Origin of the sequence: Actinoplanes sp. L3-i22 (genome assembly GCF_019704555.1) — a bacterium.
Lineage (GTDB): Bacteria > Actinomycetota > Actinomycetes > Mycobacteriales > Micromonosporaceae > Actinoplanes.
This window is the reverse complement of the sequence record NZ_AP024745.1, coordinates 11,760,190-11,782,306: the sequence shown is the minus strand read 5'-3', so window position 1 is coordinate 11,782,306 and position 22,117 is coordinate 11,760,190. Positions and strand designations below refer to the sequence as shown.

Sequence of the window (22,117 nt, the reverse complement as noted above, 5' to 3'; positions counted from 1 at the left end):
TCGTCTATAGTTCCGACGCATGACGATGCAGGAACCGACGTTCTTCATCCTCACCGCGCTGGTGCGTACGCCCCTGCACGGTTACGGGATCATGCAGGCGGTCGCCGAGCTGTCCGACGGCCGCGTGCAACTCAAGGCCGGCACGCTCTACGCCGCGCTGGACCGGCTGAGCTCGGACGGCCTGATCGTCGTGGACCGCGAGGAGGCGGTGGGTGGCCGGCTGCGCCGGTACTACCTGCTCTCCGACGACGGGCGCGCGGCGCTCGAGGAGGCGGTGGCGAGGCTCCAGTCGAACGCGAAGGTGGCCGCGACCCGGCTGCGCGAGGCGTTCGGCTTCATCGGGGGAGTTCAGCATGCCTGAGCTGGAGCTTTCGTACCGTCGCCTGCTGCTGGCGTACCCGCGCTCCTACCGCCGCGAGCGCGGCCTGGAGATCCTGACCACGCTGATGGACGCGGCCGAGCCGGGCCAGACCCGGCCGTCCCGGGACGAGGCGCGCTGGCTGCTGCTGGCCGGGCTGCGCTACCGGTTCGTGCCGCCGGGCCGGATCGCCGGGCTCGCGGCCGCCCTGGTGACGCTCTGGGTCGCCCTGGTCCTCGGCGGCGCCGGCACTGCCGCGGTCTTCGCTGCCCAGCGCCCGGCCGCGCCCGCTCTCGGCGCGCTCAGCGACGAGCTGGCCGGGCAGCCGGCGGCGAACTCGTCCGACGCGTCCGGCCTGTCGCCCGGAACGATGGCCTACCGCACCGTGGTCGCCGGCGGTGACCTGCAGACCTTCGGCGCCGAGGGCTGGACCGGCCGGCTTCCGGTGCCGGACGAGCAGAGCCGCGGCTACGACCGGGTGCCGGACGTGGCGGCCGTGGTGAACGCCGCCTACCAGCGGTTGCAGCGGGACGGCTGGACGATGGGCACCCTGCTGCCGGGCAGCGACAACGCCGCGGACGGCGTGTTCTGGGCCGAGCGGGACGGCGCGCTGATCCGGGTCGCCGGGACTTATGACCGGACCGGGGTCAACCTCAGCTGGTACCCGGTCGAGCCACCCGGTCTGCTGCTCGGCGCGATCACCGGGTTCCTGGCCGGCGGGCTGCTGGCCTGGTCCGCGATGACCTGGCTGACCCGCCGGATCGCCCGGACCGCGCCGGCGACCCGCCGCCGGCTGCTGCTGCTCGGCCTGCCGGCCCTGATCGCCTGCGCGGTGAACAGCCTCGACTGCGTGGCGAGCATGGTGCCGGGTCCGGGCACGGCGTCGGTGCTGCTCGGCTCGGACCTGATGTATCCGCTGGGCAACCAGCTCGCGAACCCGCTGGCGCCGGCGATCATCGGCCTGACGCTGTTCGGCGTGCTGCTGTTGCTGGGCGAGGCGGCGAAGGTCGACCGCCTGCGGCCGCTGAACCCGGCCGGAGAAACGGCCCGGGGCTGAGCCGCCGGGGTGCCCCCGCCCCGGGCCGGGCGGGGGCGACACCGGTCAGGAACTCGGCTTGGACAGGCTGGTGTCCATGTCGGACAGGTTCTTGGCGATCATGTTGAAGCTCTGCGCGAACGTGTTGAGCTCGTTGATCGCCTTGGTCAGCGACGTGTTGAACTCGGTGTACTGGGTGGCCATCACCGGGCTGGACTGCTGCAGCCACAGACCGCCCTGGCTGGTCAGCAGCTCGGTGACCTGGGTCTGCAGGCGGCCCAGCTCGGCCGCGATCTCGCCGCCCTCGGTGGTGAGCCGGGTGGCGACGGTGTTGACCGCGGTGTAATCGACATTTACTTCAGCCATCGGATTTTCCCTTCCGGGGAAAGCTCACTTACCGGAGCTGGAGGTGATCGCGTCGTCCATCGCCCGGAGCTGCGCCACGATGTTCTGGAACTGCTGGGCGAAGCTGGTGATGTTGTTGACCGCCGCGGTCACCGAGCTGTTGAACTCGGTGTACTGGGTGCTCAGCGTCGGGCTGGACTTCTGCAGCCAGAGGCCGCCGTCGCTGGTCAGCAGCTGGGTGACGGCGTTCTGCAACGACGTCAGGCGGGGCACGGTGGTGGTGACCGCGGTGTTCAGCGCGGTCGAGACGGTGTTCACCTTCTCGTAGTCGACGGTGATGTTGGGCATGCGAGCTCCCCAGGATCAGAAGGTTGGCGGGTAGTACTCGTACTCCGGTTCCGGGTCCTCGTGGGACGACAGCGTCCACTGGCCGGTCTGCGGGTTGCCGGTGTAGACGTCGGTGCCGTCCGGGCCGACCACCGTCTTGGTGCCGCTGGTCTTGTTGTCGTTGACCACGATGTCGGTGGTCGTGGTCTCGCCGTCGTGATCGACCGTGACGTCGTGCGTGCCACCGTTCGCGCCCGGGGTGACCGTGCTGGTGGTGGTGCCGTCGCTGGTCTTCGAGGTGACCACGTACGTACCGTTGTCCTGGGTGGCCTTGGTGATCGTCTCGGTGCTGCCGTCGGAGTGGGTGATCGTCGAGGTGTAGTCGACGACGTCCGGCTTCCCGTCCCCGTTGGTGTCCTTGTACGTGTAGTTCGTCGTCTCCGTGTATTTGAGCCCGTCCCCGGTGTCCACCGTGGTCGTCTCGGAGGTGATGTTGCCGTTCGCGTCGGTCGTCGCGGTGGTGTGGTTGGTGCCGACCGTCGAGGTGCCGTCGATCGAGGTCGGCATCGCCCCGGGCTGGTCGGGCGCCGGCCCGCTCCACAGCGGGATCTCGCCCCACACCAGGTTCCCGTGCTCGTCGTAGTACTGGAACTTGACCGACTTGTCCTTGATGTCGAGGTAGTGCTGGTACGCCGCGGTGTCCGACTGCCACTGCGCGATGTGTGCCTGCAGGCGCCCGGTGTCGACCTTGCCGGCGACGTCCGCGTCCACGTCGAAGAACGCCTTCGCGATCCCGTCGAACGTGTCGGCCAGCTTGTCGAGCAGCTCCATCGAGTCGTTGAACGGGCTGTGGCAGGCGGCGAAGAACGCGCTCAACGACCCGTACAGCGTGGTGTTGCCGATCTCGGCCGAACTGACCACGGTGCCGTTCTTGCTGACGATCGACCGCCGTGAGCCGGCGTCCACATCCGTTTTGATCTTCGACTTCAGCTCTCGCATGCTGCCCGCGAGCGAGTGCAGCAGCGCGTAGTCGAGCACCAGATCCGCCACGACGTCCCTCCCCGCACAAAGCCTCTCCGCAAGGTTCGACGCACCGCGCCCCGGAAACGGTTCATGAACCTCTCTCCGGCGGGCGTGCGTCAGACCAATCGAGGGACGCGCGCGTGGGAGGTAACCGTGGGGAATCGCCCGGGCGACTGGTCGCCGTTGAAGCTGGGTGGCGACCCGACGCCGGGGGACCCGGACGTCCTGTTGTCGGTCGCCGACTACATGGACGCGATGGCCGCCAACGCGCAGACCGCCGACACCGGCCTGCAGACCGTGCTGAACAAGAGCGGCGAGGGCGTCTTCGTCGGCAAGACCGCGGACTACCTGCGGGAGCAGATCAGCACCGAGATGAAGGGGTTCATCGCCCACGTCAAGGAGGCGTTCACCGCCGCCGGGCCGGCGATCCGGACCTACGTCACCACGCTGAAGGACGCGCAGACCCGGGCGGACAAGGCGCTGGCCGACGCGGCCGGCGCCGACGAGGCCCGCCTGGCCACCCTGAAGTCGGACGCCGAGACGGCCAAGAGCGATCTGCAGACCGCGGCGAACACCGCGCGGGGCACGATCAACGACGCCGCCTCCCGGATCACGTCGCCCACCACGCCGAAGTCGGCCTGCGACATCTTCTGGGAGATCTTCGGCTGGCTGACCCTGATCATCACGATCGTCGCGATCTTCATCGGCGGCCCGCTCGGCCTGATCGCGTTCGCCATGAACGCGGCGCTGGCGATCAAGTCGATCGTGGACTTCGCCACCGGCAAGACCAACATCGCCGGCCTGGTGATCGGGCTGCTGGGCCTGCTCGGGCCGAGCACCAAGCCGCTGATCACGCTGGCCGACCTGACCAAGCTGGCCGCCACCGCCTGGAAGAGCATCACCAAGTTCAGCGCGCAGGGGTTCGGCGCGCTCAGCAAGGGGTTGGGTGACTTCTGGCACGCGGTCACCACGTTCAGCTTCCTCACCGTGATCAAGGGGGTCGGCGACCTCGGCGCGGTGATGGCCAACACCGTGAAGATCGGCGTGCTCTCCCTCCCGAAGGCGATCAGCTCGCTCGGCAGCCTGGCCGTGCACGGCTTCGTCACGCTGGAGAAGTTCACGCTGACCACGCTGCCCAAGGGCCTCGGTGCGCTGGGCGGCATGATCGGCAAGGGGCTGGGCGCGGTCCCGGGGCTCGCGGTCGACCTGGGCCGGATGTTCAAGAACGGCGCGATCGCGGTGAAGAACTTCACCGTTCAGGAGTTCGGCGGCTGGAAGTGGCTGCGGATCTTCACCCCGCTGAACGGCGCGGAGATCGGCAAGCTGGGCGTCGGCGGGGCGTTCAAGGTCGGCGTGCTGGGCCGGGGCCTGAACATCTCGACGTACAAGGGCCTCTCCGCGATCAGTGGCGGCGTGCACCTGGCCGAGGGCATCCACTCGGTCAACATCGTCAAGCCCGGGGACACGCCGAAGGGCGGTGGGCTGAACTTCAGCCCCGCGGGTCTGCACCTGCCCGACTTCGCCGAGCCGAAGTTCGGGGACTTCCACGGTACGAACGTGAGCTTCTCCGCGCAGAGCATCGATCTTTCCGGCCTGAAGTCGATCAGCGGGACCGACGTCGCCGGCGTCAAGGGCCTGGACGGGCTCAACGGCCTGCCCGGCGTCAACGGGATGACCGGCCTGCACGGCTTCCCGGGCGTCGACCTCGGCAACCTGGGCCACCTGAACATGAACGTGCACGGCGTGCCGGGCGGCGTCGACCTCAGCGGTCTCGGCAACCTGGGCAAGCTCGACGTGGGCGGCGTGCAGGGGCTGGACGGCGCGATCTCCCAGGTCAACCTCCCGTCGATGGGCGGCCTGAGCAACTCGGTGACGCTGCCGAACATGCAGCTCGGCAACCTGAGCGCCGGGCTGAACAAGGTGACGCACGGGATCGACGGCCTGTCGAGCTTCGGCGGTCACGAGATCAAGGCCCTGCAGGGCGGCGAGATCAGCGCGTTCAAGATCTCCGACACCGGGGTGTCGTTCAACCTGGGCGCGCCGGAGAAGGCGTTCACCGCCGGCCCGATCGACGCCGGCTCGCTGAGCCACCTGCACACCGGCGACCTGAACGCCGCCAACGTCGGCAAGCTGGACGTGGGCAGTCTCGGGAACCTGACCGGCAACCTCGGCAAGATCGACGCCGGGAACCTCGGCAAGATCGACGGCTCGGTCGTGAAGATCAACCCCGAGGTCACCCTGCACCAGGCGATGGACCTGCTGGCCGACCCGAAGACGATCGGGATCAAGCCGGTCACCACCCACGCGACGCCGCCGCACACGCCGGCCACCGCGCACACCCCGAACCTCGGCACCGGCCTCACCCACGACCTGTCGATCGCGCACTCCGCGACGCCCACGGTCGGCAAGGACCTGGCCGGCCTGCCGCACCAGGCGCCGCGCCCGGACCAGGCCGGCGTCCAGCTCTCCCACGAGCAGGCGTTGTCCCAGCTCAAGAACGCGCAGGACGCGCTGGCCGGGGCGTCCGGCGACGCGCTCTCGATCGCTCGCGCGCAGAAGGACCTGCGCGTCGCGGAGTCCCTGGTCAAGCACACCTCGGAGAGCGTCCGGATCGACACCCTGCTGGCCGACATGCCGAGCGTGCCGACCCACAACCCGGGCGAGAGCCTCGGCGAGCTGCAGCTGCGCCTGGACCAGCTGCGTGGCGGCGACGCCCCGACGCTGCTCCCGCACGACGGCGGGACGCCGCACTTCACCGACACGAACCTCGACCTGGTCGAGTTCCCCAGCGTGCCGACGCTGTCGCCGGCCGAGGCGATCTCCCGCTCGGTCGCCGCCGACCGGCTCACGCACCTGACCAACGACCTGACCATCGCGAAGGCCGAGCACGTCCCGGCGACCCCGGCGGCGCACTTCGACGACGCCGCCCTGCAGGCCCGGCTGGACCAGCTGCGCGGCGACGACCTGCCGACCGTCCCGCACCACGACCCGGCCCCGCTGCCCGGCGCCGCCGAGCTCAAGGTGCGGTTCGACCAGCTCGGCCGGGACGTCAAGTCGGCACACCTGGCCGGCAACGAGGTCAAGGCGCTCACCGACGACATCCGCAAGGCGCTGACCGACGGGCGGGCCGGCGACGCCGCGAAGGGGATGAACAACCTCAACGAGCGGCTCGACAAGCACCTGCTGGACAAGCGGCTCGGCGAGTTCCGGGCGCACGTGGACGCCGGCCACGGGAAGGCCGCCCAGCTCGGCATGGACAAGGTGGCCTGGCTGGAGCACGCGGTCGGGGTCGAGAAGGCGGCCGCCGCCGGGAAGACCGACGAGCTGAACCAGCTGCTCAACGCGTTCGAGAAGGATCTGTCCGGGCACCTGGCCGTGCAGAAGCTGCACGACCTGCCGAGCGTGCCGGACACGCTGCCGGCGCACAGCGCGGACCAGGCCGGCGCCCCCATCGACGACCTGGAGCTGCGGCTCGCCAAGCTCAAGGAGGGCGCGCCGACGCCGGAACCGGTGCGCCTGGAGGAGATCCGCGCCGGTGGGGCCGACGACGCGCCCCCGCCGAGCCTTGACGATCTGCCGCCGGTCCCGACGCATGACCCCGGCGACGCGGCCTTGCTGGAGCGACTCACCGCCCTGCGTGCCGATCACCCCGGCTTCGGTACGGGCGAAGCCGCCGACTGGACCACGAAACTCGCCAACGCCGGCTCCGAGTCCGAGCACGCGACCCTGCTGAACCAGTTCCACGACCGGATCGCCCAGCTGGACCGGGAGGCGAAGCTCGGCGAGATCCGGGACGGTTCCGGCCCGCTGCCCGCCGACGAGCTGAAGACCTGGCAGGACGCGCTGGTCAAGGCCGGTGACAACGGCGCCGCGGTGAACCGGATCGCGGAGCGCTACGACCTGCGGCTGGACCAGTACCGGGCGCAGACCGGCGCGGACATCAACGCGGCGCTGTCCGCCCCGGATCACCTCAAGCCGATCGACAAGCGGCTCGATCAGGGGTTGTCCGGGCTGTCCCGGGATCTGCGGGACCGGAACCTCGCCGACTTCAGCACGTTCTCCGACCGGCTCGTCAAGCTGCGTGGCTCGGACGACGCGCCGGTGCTGGACGCCCCGGCCGGCGGCGGGTTCACGCACACCGACGACGCGCTGGTCTTCCCCGAGGTCCCGAAGGATCTCCCGACCACCCCCAAGGACCTGCCGAGCACGCCGAAAGACCTGCCGAGCACGCCCAAGGACCTGCCGAAGGGGCCGGATTCCGGGCTCGGCGGGACGTCGGCCGCGGACGTACCCAAGTCGGTTGATCTGAAGCCGGCGCCGGTCAAGGGTGATGGACCACCGCCGATCGAGACGCCGAAGGCGTCGCTGGGCGACGAGACCCTGCAGCTCGCGCCCCCGAAGGTGGCCGACGACACGGCGACGCTGCCGCCGCGCGACCTGTTCGGCGGCGGGCGGACGATCGAGGTCGACTCGGAGCGCTGGACGCCGCTCGACGACGCGTTCAAGTTCGAGCGTGGCACGGACGGCGCGCCGCCGACGATCAGCCGGCCGGAGGCGAGCGGCGAGCGGGTCGGCGTGCGCTACCAGCTGGACGCCGGTGACGACCAGTGGACCTTCACCCTCAAGGTGCACCTGACCGGCGACGCGACCGGATTCGCGGGCGTCGAGGCGAAGACCCTGGAGGGGGTCGACACCTACCTGAACGCGCCCGGTTACCAGGTGCCCGGCTCGAACGTGCCGATGCAGGTCAAGGTGCAGTTCGTCGACGATCCGGCGCAGGCGCACGCGCAGATCACGGTGGCCCACGACGTGCCCGGGATGAACCAGCGCACCTGGGCGCCGGGCGCGTCCCCGGCCGCGTTCGCCCACGAGATCGTGCACTACCTGGGCGTCAAGGACGGGCAGGCGCCGCCCGGAGCGCTGCTGCACGGGCCGGGCGAGAACATTCCGCACGACCTGATGGGCATCCACGGTCACGACGACGGGTTCGTGCTGGCCCCGAGTTCGCTGGACCAGATCGCGGCGGTGCTGGCCCCGCACTTCTCCGGCTCGCTCGCGCCGCGCCCGCACGCCCCGGCCGTCCAGCCCGGGCACCTGGCCGAGCAGTTCTGGAACGACGGCGTGGACACCCCGCCGAACGTGACCGAGCAGTTGGCCACGCCGACCGTGACGCCGCCGGTCGAGTCGATCCCGATGGTCCCGATCCCGACCGTCAAGATCACCCCGCCGGTCCAGGACCTGATCGAGGTGCCCAAGCCGGGCAGCCCGCTCAAGGGCCTCTACCTGAGCAAGCCCGAGCTGGTCTACGAGGTCGACTCGTTCGGCGACCTGACCAGGCTGGTCGACGACCTGGGCGCCGGGGTCGACGCGGCGGTCAAGGCCAAGGTCGCGGAGACCTGGAAGGACGTGCTGCCGGGCGGGAAGGTCGACGCCGCCGAGATCAAGCAGGCGTTCCAGGACGACCCGCAGTCGTTCTTCGCCACCGGCGGCCGCAGCTTCGACGTCAAGGACGGCGTGGGCGGCTGGCACCGCGTCACGCTCGAGGCGAACTGGTCGATGGACGGCGCGAAGTTCCAGGACCAGACGGTCGACAAGGCGAAGTTCGACACCCGCGCGGACCACTCCGGTGGCACCAAGCAGGCCACCACGTCCGGCGCGGCCGGCTCGCTCGGGGCCGGCGTCGTGCTGCCGCAGCGGATCGGCCCGGGCGGCGGTTTCGCCGGCGAGGTGGCGCTCTCCCGCCCGATGGAGACGATCGAGGACACCGCCAAGCTGACCGACTCGCACAACGTGCGCAGCGGCGGCATCTCACACCTGGTCGACACCAGGGTCAACTTCAAGATCACGGTCTCTGACGTACGCGGTCCGATGCCCGCGCCGACCGCCCCCGGCAAGCTCGTCGGCGCGGACGTGACGTTCCGGGTCGTCGACGACTTCCAGACCGCCAAGCCGACCGCGGCCACCAAGATCGACGTCACGCCCGGCAACCTCTCGATGCTGGTCGAGCACCTCACCCCGGTCCGGATCCTGAGCGCCGGCCTGAACCTGGCCGACGACGCGGTGCCGACCGCGACCTGGAACGAGGTGGCCGAGCAGATCCTCACGCTGCTTGCTCCGACCAAGACCGTCGGCCCGGGCACCCGGGGCGCGAGCGACGCCCGCGGCCTGCTCGCCGAGTCGTCGATCGTGGCGAACCTGATCCCGGCGCTGGACAGCGCGGTGCACCCGCCGATCATCAGCTCCGGGCGCGGCGCGCACGCGCTCACCCTGCAGGTCGAGGCGACCATGCCGGACCTGGTCGCGCTCGCCGACGTGGCCAAGACCTCGTTCCGCTGGCAGCCCGGGGTCAGCGCCGGCTCGAAGGTGTCGCAGACCAGCCGGGTCGGTGGCTCGCTCTCGGTGATCCCGATCCGGTGGGGCTTCGGCCCGGCGTACGTGCAGTTCCGGATGTTCGGCGGCTTCTACCGCTCGGCCACCGCGTCGCTCTCGCACGGCTCCACCAGCCGGATCGGCACCGAGTTCAAGGACATCAAGAACGTCGCGGTCGAGGCGCACTTCAAGGTCACGCTGACCCCGGCGCTGCGCGAGTACGTCGCCAGCCGGCTGCCGTTCACCAGCGGCGCGACCGCCCCGATGGTCCTCGACCTGGTTGTCCTCGGGCGGATCCCGAAGACCCGCTTCGACGAACTGGTCACCGGCGTCAGCGGGCTCAAGGCGCCGACCGGGATGAAGTTCGTGCCGCCGTACGCGCTGACCGGCGGCCGTTCGGTGACCTACGGCCTGACCGCGTTCAAGCAGCTGCACGGCGACGTCACCACGCTGATCCGGCGCTTCGAGGGCGGCTTCCTGCCCAAGTTCACCGAGCCGAACACCACCAAGTTCATGGTGACCAGCAAGTCCGCGCTGGAACGCCAGCACAACCAGGCCGAGCTGGACCGGGTGCTCTCCGCGGCCGGTCTGCGCCAGGGCAACCCGACGCTGCTCAAGACCGGCCTGATCGCCGAGCTGACCCGGACCAAGAAGATCGGCACCCGGCACCTGATCGTGCACGTGACCGCCGAGTACACCGACGACTTCACCTACGCCGGGACCGACCCGGGCGCGGCGGTCCGCAACGCCCGGATCGACGCGCTCCAGCAGAAGATCGTGGCCGCCGGGCAGTGGCGGGGCGGCGCCGCGTTCGAGGGTGGCGGCGTCTTCCGGTTCACCGGGGACGCGGCGACCGCGCTCGTCCCGTCCGGGGCGATCGAGGGACGTTTCCGGATCGGCAAGCAGAGCGGCGCGCAGCTGACCGGCGGCGAGACCCGGCTCAACGGCGGCACCCCGAACTCGGCCGCGTTCACGAACAATCTGCAGATCACCGTGCACGTGTACTCGTACACCGCGCGGACCGGCATCGACTCGGGCTCCCGGGTCGGGGTCGGCCGGATCATCAAGCAGCGCTTCCCGAGCCCGGCCACCGAGACGCTGACCCGCGAGCAGGTCCCGCACTTCGGCGGCCAGACCATGACGCGCTACTCGCTGACCCAGGTCGAGCCGGTGACCGTGCTGTTCGACGAGGCCACGATCCTGGGCGTCAAGCTCGACCAGCCGCCGGTGTTCACGCCGCGCACCGATCCGCTGGGGCTCAACCGGGCCACCAAGTTCGACCTGGCCGGCATCCGCGGCTGGGTCGACCAGGCCGGCACCGTCAAGATCAAGGACTGGCTGTCGGTCGAGGGGATGCCCGGCAGCCCGTTCGTGCTGCAGCTCGCCATGGACGCGCTGCGCGGCGCCCAGGAGTACGCCGAGAAGATCTCCCGCACCAAGCTGGGCGGGCTGCGCGGCGTCGACGGCCTGCTCGAGGGCATGCCGGTCTGGGCCGCCGCGCACGGCAAGTTCACCGAGGCGGACCAGGTCGGCGCGCTGCGCGAGATGCTCAACGGGCAGTGGCACGTCGACAAGCTGATGACCGACGAGGACGGCGCCGCGGTCGACCTGGCCGTCTCCGCGTCGCTGACCAACCCGCAGGTCCTGCCCGCGCATGGCCTGATCACCACGGAGAACGCCACCACCGGCGGCGTCGAGGTGGACGGGGCGAAGGTCAAGGAGTGGCAGCTCGCGGCGCGCGGCAACTTCTCCGCGAACATCCGCAAGCCGGGCACGACCAAGGACACCAGCGGCGGCGGTGGGGTGCTCAACGCCGGGTACGAGCGGCTGCTCTACGCCCAGCAGGAGCGCAAGAGCGAGAGCCTGTCCGGCGTGATCGAGCGGAACGCCAACAACCGCAAGGGCAAGACCCGGTCGTACCTGGTGAAGTTCGACCTCAAGGTGTCGGTGGCGGCCGAGATCACCACCGACCCGGCCCGGTACGCGATGATCCCGCAGGCCCTGCGCACCGGCGACTGGCTGCACCACTTCAAGTCGATCCAGACCGACGGGACCATCTCCAACGCCGTCTACCTGCGGCTCTCCGCCGACGTGGTGGACCAGCTCGGCCTGCTGCCCAAGCTCAAGGGCGACACCGGGGCGATCGGCAAGCCGTGGACGCCGGCGCCGGACACCACGCTGCGGATGCCGGCCGGGCACCAGCCGGGCCTCGGCCTCTACACGTTCCACGAGACGCCGACGCTGACCGCGGAGATGAAGACCGCGCTCGGCGAGGCCGCGCCGGACAACAAGACGCTCACCAAGATCTTCAAGACGGTGACCGATCCCGGCCTCGGCGACCCGATGCTCAACCGGCGCCGGCTGCTCTACCTGTTCACGCCGGAGGGCGTCGCCCAGCACTTCCCGTCCATGCTCGACGGTGGCGTGTCGGTGCTGCACATGAAGCCGGGCAAGCTCACCCAGCACTCCCGCGACGTCCGGCTGATCGCCGAGATCACCGGTGAGCCGGAGTTCAAGGGCTTCGTCGCCGACCACGACGACCTGGACATCAAGACCACCCACACGTCCGATTCCGGCACCACGGTGCAGCGCACCCACGGCAGCACCCAGACGCTCGGCGTGGCCGGCACCGGCGTCTCCAACCACCAGGGCGAGAACCTGGCAACCGGCCTCGGCGACACCGTCGGCAAGTCGTCGCAGGTGTCGAACTCGCAGGGCAGCGGCAGCACGTCGGTCGACACCCAGCTCAGCTCGGGCCGCGGCGTCAAGGCGCGGATGAAGTTCCCGGTCAAGTTCTCCCTCGTGGTGTTCGACAAGGGCCGGCCGACCGGCGCCGACCTGATGACCGTGCACGACTTCGTCGAGCAGAACCGCTGGGCCGACGACCTGCGGCTGCCCCGCACCTCGTCACCCGAGGCGGGGCCGGCCACTTATCCGATCGGCAAGCCGGCCGAGATGGGGCCGGGCTGGCGGGAGCTGAACGGGCTGCCGATGCCCCCCCGGTTCAGCGCCGAGGACCTCACCCAGATCAAACAGCTCCAGGACCTGGTCGCCGGGCAGCTCGGGGACGCCGCGAAACGGCTGAAGACCCCCGGGTACGCGGGCGCGCACCAGATCCATCAGAGCCTCACGCCGGAGATCCTGCTGCCGGGCGTCCCGCAGATGATGACCGAGACCGGGCTGAACCTGCCGGACGTCACCAGCGCGCAGATCTTCGGGCAGAAGGCCGAGATCAACATCAAGCTGGTGCCGCAGGGCGCGTCGGTGCACGGCGTCAGCAGCGGGGTGTTCCGGGAGCACGCGCCGCAGACGACCAGCGGGTACAGCGCCGGCACCAACGCGATGACGCAGCAGCTGCGGATGCCGCGGCTGCCGCTGTTCGCGCGGGGGTACGCGGACGATCCGTACCAGGCGCTGGAGTCCGGCGGGCCGGGCATGTCGGCCGGGGACGCGCAGAACGCGCTGGAGAGCGGCAACCTGTCGACCGGGTCGCTGGGCAACGTGAAGCCGGAGAGCGCGTCCGGGCTCGCCGACTACCTGAGCGAGGTGGTCGTCACCGTCAAGATCAATGGTGGCAAGCCGGTGGCGATCACCGGGGACCTGGTCAACGTGTCGCTGCGGATGGGGCTGCACGACATGCGGACGGCGCTTGACCTGGCGTCGGACACGTCGGCGCGGGGGGTGGCGTTCGACCGGATCGTGGCGCACGAGGCGAAACTGGCGAAGGCGGCCGGGAAGTTCGTGGACGCGGCCGATGCGCTTGATCAGGCGCGGTTCGACGCGTACGGGAAACCGGATTTGAAGGTCTTGAAAGAGGCGGAGATTCCGGGGCTGATCGAGAAGTGGGAGCAGGCCGGGAAGGACTGGTGGCAGCTTGAGCAGCAGCACTACCAGCAGCTTGACGACTTCCGGGCCGAGCATCTCGGGGTCTCGCCGGAGGTGGCTGACGCGGGGCCGCTGAGCCAGCACGTCTTCCAGCAGCTGGTTGACAGCGTGGAGCCGCCCCCTGCGCCGAAGGCCCTGGAAGAGCCGCCTGCGCCGCCGAAGGTTGAGGAGCCGCCGGCGCCGCCGAAAACCGAGGCCAAGGTCGAGGAGCCGCCGGCCCCGCCCAAGATCGAGACGAAGGTGGAAGAGCCGCCCGCGCCGCCCAAGGTGGAGGTCAAGGCGCCGGAGGTCAAGGCGCCGCCGCAGCTGCCGACCAGCCAGCGGCTCGACGTGCCCGGCGACGGCCGATGCCAGCTCTACTCGGTGATCGCCACCGACCCGGTCCGGGTCAGCCAGCGCCTGGCCGCCGCCAACCTCGGCTCCGACCACCTGCACGCCTGGCTGAACACCCCGGACCTGGTCCGCGAGCAGACCACCGACTTCGTCACCAACGGCGTCCGGGACGGCAACCACCTGGTCCCGGTCACCACCGAGCTGGGCCAGGCCGCCGAGCAACTCCGGCAGCTGACCGTGCACCACCTACGCCAGGCCGGTCCGGGCGGCGTCCCCTACGAGGCCGTCCACCAGTACCGCCTGAGCACCGAGCCGCAGGTCCGCGCCCGCACCGCCGGGATGGACCGGGCCCAGGTCACCACGGAGCTGAACGATCTCGGCATCGACCGGATCCCGACGGGCGAGCTGCTGCCGGTCCCGGTGCTGCGCGGCGCCTACCTGTCGGCCCGCGCCGAGCACCTGATGGCCGACGGTCTGACCGAGGACGCCGCCCGGGCCACCGCCGCGCTGGAGGTGCCGCTCAAGGACGGCGTCAACCTGGCCGACGAGTCGCTGAGCATGCAGCAGATGCTCGACTACCTGCACACCCGCAACACCCGGCTCGACCTGAACAACCTGGGTGAGCAGAAGCTGCGTGACCTGCTGATCAGTCACCACATCAGCCCGGAGCGCCCGTTCACCCAGACCGAGTTCGACGCGCTGGTGCGGGCGGTCGGCACCTGGGAGCGGCACTGGCAGAACCCGCTCGGCGAGGCGTTCCTGCCGTCGCTGGCGTCCGCGCTGGACGCCGAGATGCGGGTGATCCAGCCGGGCGTCGCGCCGGTCACGGTCGGGCGCGAGGGCGCGCCGCTGATCGAGGTGCACCGGGTCGGCAACCACTACAACGCCGGGATCTCGCAGGTCCCGGCGCGGATCGTGGAGATCGACGCGGAGCGGTGGACCGCGCTGGACGCCGCGATCCGGTTCGAGACCCGGCCGGACGGGACCACCCGCGCGGTCCGCTCGCCGGGCAGCGGCGAGCGGGTCGGCGTCCACTACCAGCTCACGGCGACCGACCGCGACCTGCGCTTCCAGCTCAAGGTTCATCTCTCCGGCGAGGCCGCGGGCTTTTCCGAGGTACGGACGAAGACCGCCCTCGGCGTCGAGAAGTACCTGAACGAGCCCGGCCACACGTTGCCCGGCACGAACCTGCCGATGCACGTGTCGGTCCAGTTCGTCGATGACCCGGCGCAGGCGCACGCGCACATCACGGTGGCGAAGGACGCGCCCGGGATGAACCAGGGCGTCTGGAGTCCGAAGGCGTCCCCGGCCGCGTTCGCCCACGAGGTCGTGCACTACCTGGGCGTCAAGGACAGCACCCCGCCGCCCGGCGCGGTGCTGCACGGCGCGACCGACGACACCCCGCACAGCCTGATGGGGCACCAGCATCAGCACGACGGGCCGTACGTCCTCAGCGACGCCGCCCGCCAGCAGATCGCGGACGTCCTGGCCCCGCACTTCTCGCTGTCGACCGCCCCGCGCCCGCCGGCCGTGCTGAACCCGGAGCACCTGGCCGAGCCGTTCTGGACGGCCGGCCTGGACACGCCGCCGAACGTCAACGGCAACCCGTTGAGCGGCCTCTACCAGCGCCGCCCGGAGCTGGTCTACGAGCTGGACAACCTCGGCGACACCGCGAAGCTGGCCGACGACCTGGCCGGCGCGGTGGACACCGCGGTGCGGGCCAAGGTCGCCGAGTCCTGGAAGGGCTGGCTGCCGGGCGGCGCGGCGGACACCGCGGAGATCAAGCGGGCGCTGCTGGAGGACGCGCAGTCGTTCTTCGTGACCGGTGGGCGCAGCTTCGACGTCGGGGACGGGCTGGGTGGCTGGCACCGGGTGACGGTCGAACCGACGTACTCGATGAATGACGCCAAGCTGATCGAGCAGAAGACCGACAAGGCCAAGTTCGACACCCGCACCGACCAGGCGATCACCTCCAAGGAGGCGAACACCAGCGGCGGCACCGGCGCGATCGGCGCCAACGTGATCATCCCGCAGCGGATGGGCCCGGGCGGTGGGGTCGGCGGCGAGCTGGCCCTGTCCCGCCCGCTGGAGTCGAGCGAGCTCAGCGCCAAGCTGACCGACTCGCACAACGTGCGCAGCGGCGGCATCTCGCACCTGGTCGACAGCCAGGTCACCTTCAAGGTCACGGTGTCCGAGGCGCGCGGCCCGATGCCGGCCGCGGACGCCCCGGCGCAGCTGGTCAAGTCGGGCGCGAAGTTCCGGATCGTCGACGACTTCCAGAAGGCCACCCCGAGCTCGGCCACCGACATGATCGACCTGGGGCCCGAGCACACGCCGATGCGGGTGGAGAACCTCACCCCGGTCCGGATCCTGCACGCCGGCCTGAACCTGGGCGACGCGGACGTGCCGTCCGGGACCTGGAACCAGGTGGCCGAGGAGATCCTCACGCTGCTCGCGCCGACCAAGGCCGTTGACCCCGGCACGGCCGGCGCCCGGGACGCCCGCGCCCTGTTCAGCGAGTCGTCGATGCTGGCGAACCTGATGCCGGCGCTGGACAGCCCGGTGCATCCGCCGCTGCTGACCAGCTCGCGCGGCGCGCACGCGCTGTCCCTGCAGATGTCGGCGACGCTGCCGCAGATGGAGGCGATCGGGGATGTCGCCAAGACGTCGTTCCGCTGGCAGCCGGGCCTGAGCACCGGCGCGAAGGTGACCCAGACCAGCCGGGTCGGCGGCGCGCTGTCGGTGGTGCCGATCCGGTGGGCGTTCGGGCCGGCGTACGTGCAGTTCCGGCTCTTCGGCGGCTTCATCCGCTCGGCCACCGCGTCCAGCGCGGACAACGCCGTCTCGCGGATCGGCACCGAGTTCAAGGACATCGGCAACGTCGCCGTGGAGGCGCGCTTCCGGCTCGTGCTCACCCCGGCGCTGCGCGAGTACCTGGGCAGTCGGCTGCCGTTCACCAGCGGCGCGGTCGACGCGGTGACGATCGACCTGGTCGTGCTCGGCCGGCTGCCGATGAGCCGGCTGACCGAGCTGACCGACGGGGCCACCCGCTTCGACGGGCCGATCGGGAACTGGCACGTGCCGCCGTACGCGCTGACCGGCGGCCGTTCGGTGACCAACGGCCTGAGCGCGTTCCAGGACCTGCAGACCGAGGTGACCGAGCTGGTCCGGTCGTTCGAGGGCGGCTTCCTGCCGAAGTTCGCCGCGCCCGGCCGCACCAAGTTCATGGCGACCAGCAAGTCCGCCCTGGAACGCGGGCACAACCAGGCCGAGCTGGACCGGGTGCTGTCCGCCGCCGGCCTGCGTCAGGGCAACCCGAGCCTGCTCAAGTTCGGCCTGATCGCCGAGCTGACCCGGACCAAGAAGATCGGCGTCCGGCACCTGGTCGTGCACGTGACCGGCCGCTACACGGACGGCTTCACGCATCTGGGCACCGAGAAGGGCACCGCGGTCCGCAACGCCCGGGCCGACGGCACCCAGCAGCGGATCGTGGCGAGCGGCCAGTGGCGGTACGGCGGCACGGTCGAGGGCGGCGGCGTCTTCCGGTTCTCCGGCAAGGCGTCCACGGCACTGGTCCCGTCCGGCGCGATCGAGGTGCGCGGGCGGACCGGCCGGCAGAGCGGCGCGCAGCTCAGCGGCTCCGAGACGCGGCTCAACGGCGGCACCCCGAACTCCCAGGCGTTCGGCAACAACCTCGAGATCACGGTGAAGGTCTACGCGTTCACCGAGCGGCTCGGCCACGACCCACGCTCCCGGGTCCAGGTGGGCCGGGTGGTCCGCGAGCGGATGCCGCGGCAGGCCGAGCGGTTCCCCGCCGAGCAGGTCCCGCACATCGGCGGGACGACCATCACCCGGTACCGGTTGACCTCGGTCAAGCCGGTGACCGTGCTGTTCGACGAGGCGAGCGTGGTCCCGCGGGCGATCAGCCATCCGCCGGTGTTCACCGCGCGGGCCGATCCGCTGGCGTTGCGACGGGCCACCAAGTTCGACCTGACCACGCTGCGCGACTGGGTGGACGCGGGGCCGTCCAGCCCGGTCCGGGACTGGCTGTCGGTGGAGGCGATGCCGGCCAGCACGTACGTGTTGCAACTGGCCACCGACGCACTCCGGGCCGCCCAGGACTACGTCACCTCGATCTCCCGCACCAGGATCGCCGGGCTGCGCGGCATCGACGGCCTGCTCGAAGGCATGCCGCTGTGGGCCGCCCTGCTCGGCCGGTTCACCGAGGCCGACCAGGTCAGCGCGCTGCGCTCGATGCTCGGCGGCCGCTGGCACGTGGACCGGGTGAGCACCGACGAGAACGGCGCCTCGGTCGACCTGGCCGTCTCGGCCACGCTGACCAACCCGGAGATCCTGCCGGCGCACAGCGTGATCACCACCGAGACCGCGTCGATCGGCGGTGTCGAGGTGGACGGCGCCAAGACCCAGGAGTGGCAGCTCGCCGCGCGTGGCAACTTCTCCACGAACATCCGCAAGACCGGGACCAGCAAGGACACCAGCGGCGGCGGTGGCCTGCTGAACGCCGGCTACGAGCGGCTGATCTACGCGACCGCGAAGAGGGACAGCAGCGGCCTGTCCGGCGCGATCGAGCGGAACGCCAACAACCGGAAGGGCAAGACCCGGTCGTACCTGGTGAAGTTCGACCTGAAGGTGTCGGTGGGCGCCGAGATCACCACGGATCCGGACCGGTTCGCGGTGATCCCGCAGGCCCTGCGCACCGGGGACTGGCTGCACCACTTCAAGTCGATCCAGACCGACGGGACCGTCACCAACGCGGTCTACCTGCGGCTCTCCGCCGAGGTCGTGGAGACGCTGGGACTGCTGCCGAAGCTTCCGGGGGACCTCGCGTACACCGGAATGCCCTGGCTGCCGTCGCCGGCGACGCTGCTGCGGCTGGCGCCGGGACACACCGCCGGCCTCGGCCTCTACACGTTCCACCACACGCCCTCGCTCACCGGCGAGATGACCACCGGCCTGCAGAAGGCCGCCGCCGGGCAGGAGTCGCTGGCCCGGATCTGGAAGTCGCTGTCCGAACCGGGCCTCGGCGACCCGATGCTGAACCGGCGCCGGCTGCTCTACCTGTTCACGCCGGAGGGCGTCGCCCAGCACTTCCCGTCCATGCTGGACGGTGGCATGTCGGTGCTGCACCTCAAGCCCGGGCGGATGACCCAGCACTCCCGCGACATCCGGCTGATCGCCGAGCTCACCGGCGAGCCGGAGTTCCAGGGCTTCGTCGCCGACCACAACGACCTGGACATCAAGACCACCGGCGTCAGCGACAGCGGGACCACGGTCCAGCGCACGCACGGGCACACCGTGGTCGCCGGGGCGGCCGGCACCGGCGTCTCCAACCATCACGGCGAGAACCTGGCGATGGGCCTCGGCGACACCGTCGGCAAGTCGTCGCAGGTGTCGAACTCGCAGGGCAGCGGGCAGGCGTCGGTCGACACCCAGCTCAGCTCCGGGCGGGGGATCAAGGCGCGGATGCGGTTCCCGGTCAAGTTCTCCCTGGTGGTGTTCGACAAGGGGGAGCGGATCGGCTCCAGCCTGCTCACCGCACACGACTTCGTCGAGCAGAATCGCTGGGCCGACGACCTGCGCCTGCCGCGCATCTCCGCTCCGCCGGCTCCGCCGAAAACCTATGAGATCAAAAACCAGGCGATTGAGGGTACGGGCTGGAGCGAGGCCAATGGTCTGCCGATGCCGCCCCGCTACAGCGCCGAGGACCTCACCCAGATCGCCCAGCTGCAGAAACTCGTCGAGACGCAGCTCGCCGACGCCGCCAGGCGACTGAAGACCCCGGGCTACGCCGGCGCGCACCAGATCCACCAGAGCCTGACCCCGGAGCTGCTGCTGCCGAACGTCCCGCAGATGCTCACCACGCACGGCCTGGACCTGCCCGAGGTGACCAGCGCACAGATCTTCGGCCAGCACGCGAAGATCAACATCAAGCTGCTGCCGGAGGGCGCGTCGCTCGGCGGGGTCAGCAGCGGAGTGTTCCGCGAGCACGCGCCGCTGCAGACCGCGGGGTACAGCGCCGGCACCAACAAGATGGTGCAGAACCTGCGGGCGCCGCGGGTGCCGCTGATCGGGCGGGGGTTCGCCGACGATCCGTACCAGGCGCTCGAAGCCGGCGGCCCGGGCATCGCGACCGGCGACTCGCAGGCCGCGACGGAGAGCGGGAGCCTGTCCACCGGCGCGCTCGGCAACGTCAAGCCGGAGAGCGCGTCCGGGCTGGTCGACTACCTGAGCCGGGTGGTGGTCACGGTGACGCTCAAGGGCAAGGGCACGCCGGTGCGGGGCGGCCTGATGAACGTGTCGCTGCGGATGGGACTGCACGACGCCAAGATCGCGCTGGACCTGACCGGGGATCGGGCGCCGCGCTTCGCCGCGATCGAGGCGCACGAGGCCACGGTGTTCGAGGCGGCCGAGGCGTTCATCAAGGCCGCGGATGCGCTGGATCAGGCGCGGTTCGAGGCGTACGGGAAACCGGGTTTGAAAGATCTCAAAACGGCCGAGCTCCCGGGGCTGAACGCGAAGTGGGTCGCGGCCGGCGAGACGTGGTGGGCCCTGGAGCAGCGGCACTACCAGCTGCTGGACGCGTTCCGGAACGACTTCCTCGGCCTGGCGCCCTCGGTCAAGACCGCGCCGTCGCTCGCCGCGCCGCCGCCGCTGCCGGCCCCGCCGCCGGTCAGCCGGGTGCTCGACGTGCCCGGCGACGGTCGCTGCCAGCTCTACTCGTTCGTGGCCACCGCGCCGGCCCTGGTCAGCGAGCGGCTCACCGCGATCGGCTACACCTCCGAGCACCTGACCGCCTGGCTCGGCAACGCCGACGCGGTCCGGGCGCAGACCACCGCCCTGACCACGAACGGTCAGCGGGATCGGAACGGACTGGTGCCGACGAGCATTGAGCTCGGTGCGGCGGCGGACCAGTTGCGTCGGCTCGCGCTGCGGCACCTGGAGCAGAACGGCCCGGGCTCGGTGCCGCCGGCCGCGATCCACCAGTACCGCCTGAGCACCGAACCGCAGGTCAGCGCGCGCGCCGCCACGATGACCCGGGGTCAGCTGGTCACCGAACTGCATCAGCTCGGCCTGACCACGGTCACCCAGGGGCATCTGCTGCCGATGACGCTGCTGCGCGACCGCTACCTGGAGGAGCGGACCGTCCACCTGTTCGATGTCGGTCTCGACCCGGACTTCGCCCGGAGCGCCGCGCTCGACGACGTGCCGCTCACCGCGAGCGGGAACCTCGCCGACGACTCGCTCAGCATGCAGGGGATGCTCGACTACCTGACCGGTCGCGGGCTCACCGTCGACGTGGACACGCTGCCCGAGCCGGTGCTGCGCGACGTGCTCACCAACCACCACGTCGACCCGGACCGGCCGCTGAGCCAGGCCGAGTTCGACGCGCTGACGAACGCGGTCACGCACTGGGAGGACCACTGGAAGGGTCCGCTCGGCGAGGCGTTCCTGCCGGTGCTGGCGGATGCGCTGGACGTCCGGGCCCGGGTGATCCACCCGACGGGCGTGCCGACCATGGTCGGCCGGACCGGCGCTCCGCTGATCGAGGTGCACCGGATCGGCAACCACTACAACGCCGGCCGGTCCGGGCAGGACTTCGACGCGCCGTTCGGCGACCCGGTGTGGCCGAAGAAGGTCAAGCCGTTCGAGCTGCACCCGCCGAAGGGCCCGGCGGAGAAGGGCGCCAAGGGGGCGGATCTCGCGATGCAGGAGGTCCGGCTGAACCCGGCGTGGATGCCGCTCGCCGACTTCCACCCGAACCTGTTCGAGGGCCGGCCGGACGCGCACTGGCACTACGTGGTCACCCCGGACGGCGAGATCTACATCGGCAGCGAGGAGATCCTCACCGTCGTCTCCGACGCGCAGCTGCGTGACCTGCACGCCGGGATGGTGACGAAGAACCCGGACCTGACCCTGGACCAGTTGCGGGACAGCATCAACCAGCAGGGGCATCCGACGATCGGCGCGCGGTTCGACGGGGACGGGAAGTCGTATGCGGGGCAGGCCCGGGTCAGCGGGGAGCTGGGGGTGAACCCGGCGACCGGGCGCTGGGAGGTGAACGACAAGTCGGGGCGGTACATGAGCGGGAAGGTCCGGCCGGACCTGCAGGTCGCCGACGTGAAGCGGTGGCTGGCGAACGTGGCCGAGCGGATGACCGCGCAGTTCGGCATCCCGGTCGAGCCGCGCCTGTTCAAGCATGCCGAGGCGCCGACCGATCCCAAGCTGCCGACCGATCCCAAGCCGCCGGTCGTTTCCGAGCCGGCGGTTGAGGATGTTCGCGCGCGGTTCGTCGAGTTGCGCACGAGGGAACTGGTGGCCGCCGGGAACGACCCGATGGTGGCGAAGGTGCTGGCCGGCGGCATCAAGGCGAGCCAGGAGGAGATGGTCGCCGCGCTGGCGGCGGGAAACTAGAGCGGCCG

Annotated in this window: 6 protein-coding genes; 3 read left to right on the top strand and 3 right to left on the bottom strand. The window is 70.7% G+C overall.

Annotated features, from left to right (window positions below):
• Positions 1–19: 19 nt before the first annotated feature.
• Positions 20–361, top strand: coding sequence for a PadR family transcriptional regulator (locus tag L3i22_RS52270; RefSeq protein ID WP_370644331.1), 342 nt, complete (start codon positions 20–22; stop codon positions 359–361).
• Entirely contained in the window at positions 354–1,415 is a 1,062-nt protein-coding gene (locus tag L3i22_RS52265) for a hypothetical protein (RefSeq protein ID WP_221324789.1), read from the top strand. The genes L3i22_RS52270 and L3i22_RS52265 overlap by 8 nt, the downstream gene beginning before the upstream one ends.
• Before the next feature lie 45 nt (positions 1,416–1,460).
• Here the strand turns inward: L3i22_RS52265 and L3i22_RS52260 are convergent, their stop codons facing one another.
• From L3i22_RS52260 to L3i22_RS52250, 3 genes are read right to left on the bottom strand one after another with little or no spacing between them, the layout of a single operon-like run.
• Positions 1,461–1,760 carry a WXG100 family type VII secretion target gene (locus tag L3i22_RS52260; RefSeq protein WP_221324788.1) on the bottom strand — a complete coding sequence of 100 codons (300 nt, stop codon included), beginning with the start codon at positions 1,758–1,760 and terminating at the stop codon, positions 1,461–1,463.
• 24 nt (positions 1,761–1,784) lie between these two features.
• Entirely contained in the window at positions 1,785–2,087 is a 303-nt protein-coding gene (locus tag L3i22_RS52255) for a hypothetical protein (protein ID WP_221324787.1), read from the bottom strand.
• Between the two features lie 15 nt (positions 2,088–2,102).
• Positions 2,103–3,116 (bottom strand): hypothetical protein, encoded by a 1,014-nt coding sequence (locus L3i22_RS52250; protein ID WP_221324786.1) that lies wholly within the window; start codon positions 3,114–3,116, stop codon positions 2,103–2,105.
• A gap of 126 nt (positions 3,117–3,242) precedes the next feature.
• Here L3i22_RS52250 and L3i22_RS52245 point away from each other — a divergent pair, with 126 nt between their 5' ends.
• Positions 3,243–22,109, top strand: a complete 18,867-nt coding sequence (locus tag L3i22_RS52245) for a hypothetical protein (RefSeq protein WP_221324785.1) — start codon at positions 3,243–3,245, stop codon at positions 22,107–22,109.
• Positions 22,110–22,117: the final 8 nt, after the last annotated feature.

Excerpts from the sequence above, each read along its gene's own strand:
- L3i22_RS52270 (WP_370644331.1), top strand. The coding sequence starts at position 20 with ATGACGATGCAGGAACCGACGTTCTTCATCCTCACCGCGCTGGTGCGT.
- L3i22_RS52265 (WP_221324789.1), top strand. The coding sequence starts at position 354 with ATGCCTGAGCTGGAGCTTTCGTACCGTCGCCTGCTGCTGGCGTACCCG.
- L3i22_RS52260 (WP_221324788.1), bottom strand. The coding sequence starts at position 1,760 with ATGGCTGAAGTAAATGTCGATTACACCGCGGTCAACACCGTCGCCACC.
- L3i22_RS52255 (WP_221324787.1), bottom strand. The coding sequence starts at position 2,087 with ATGCCCAACATCACCGTCGACTACGAGAAGGTGAACACCGTCTCGACC.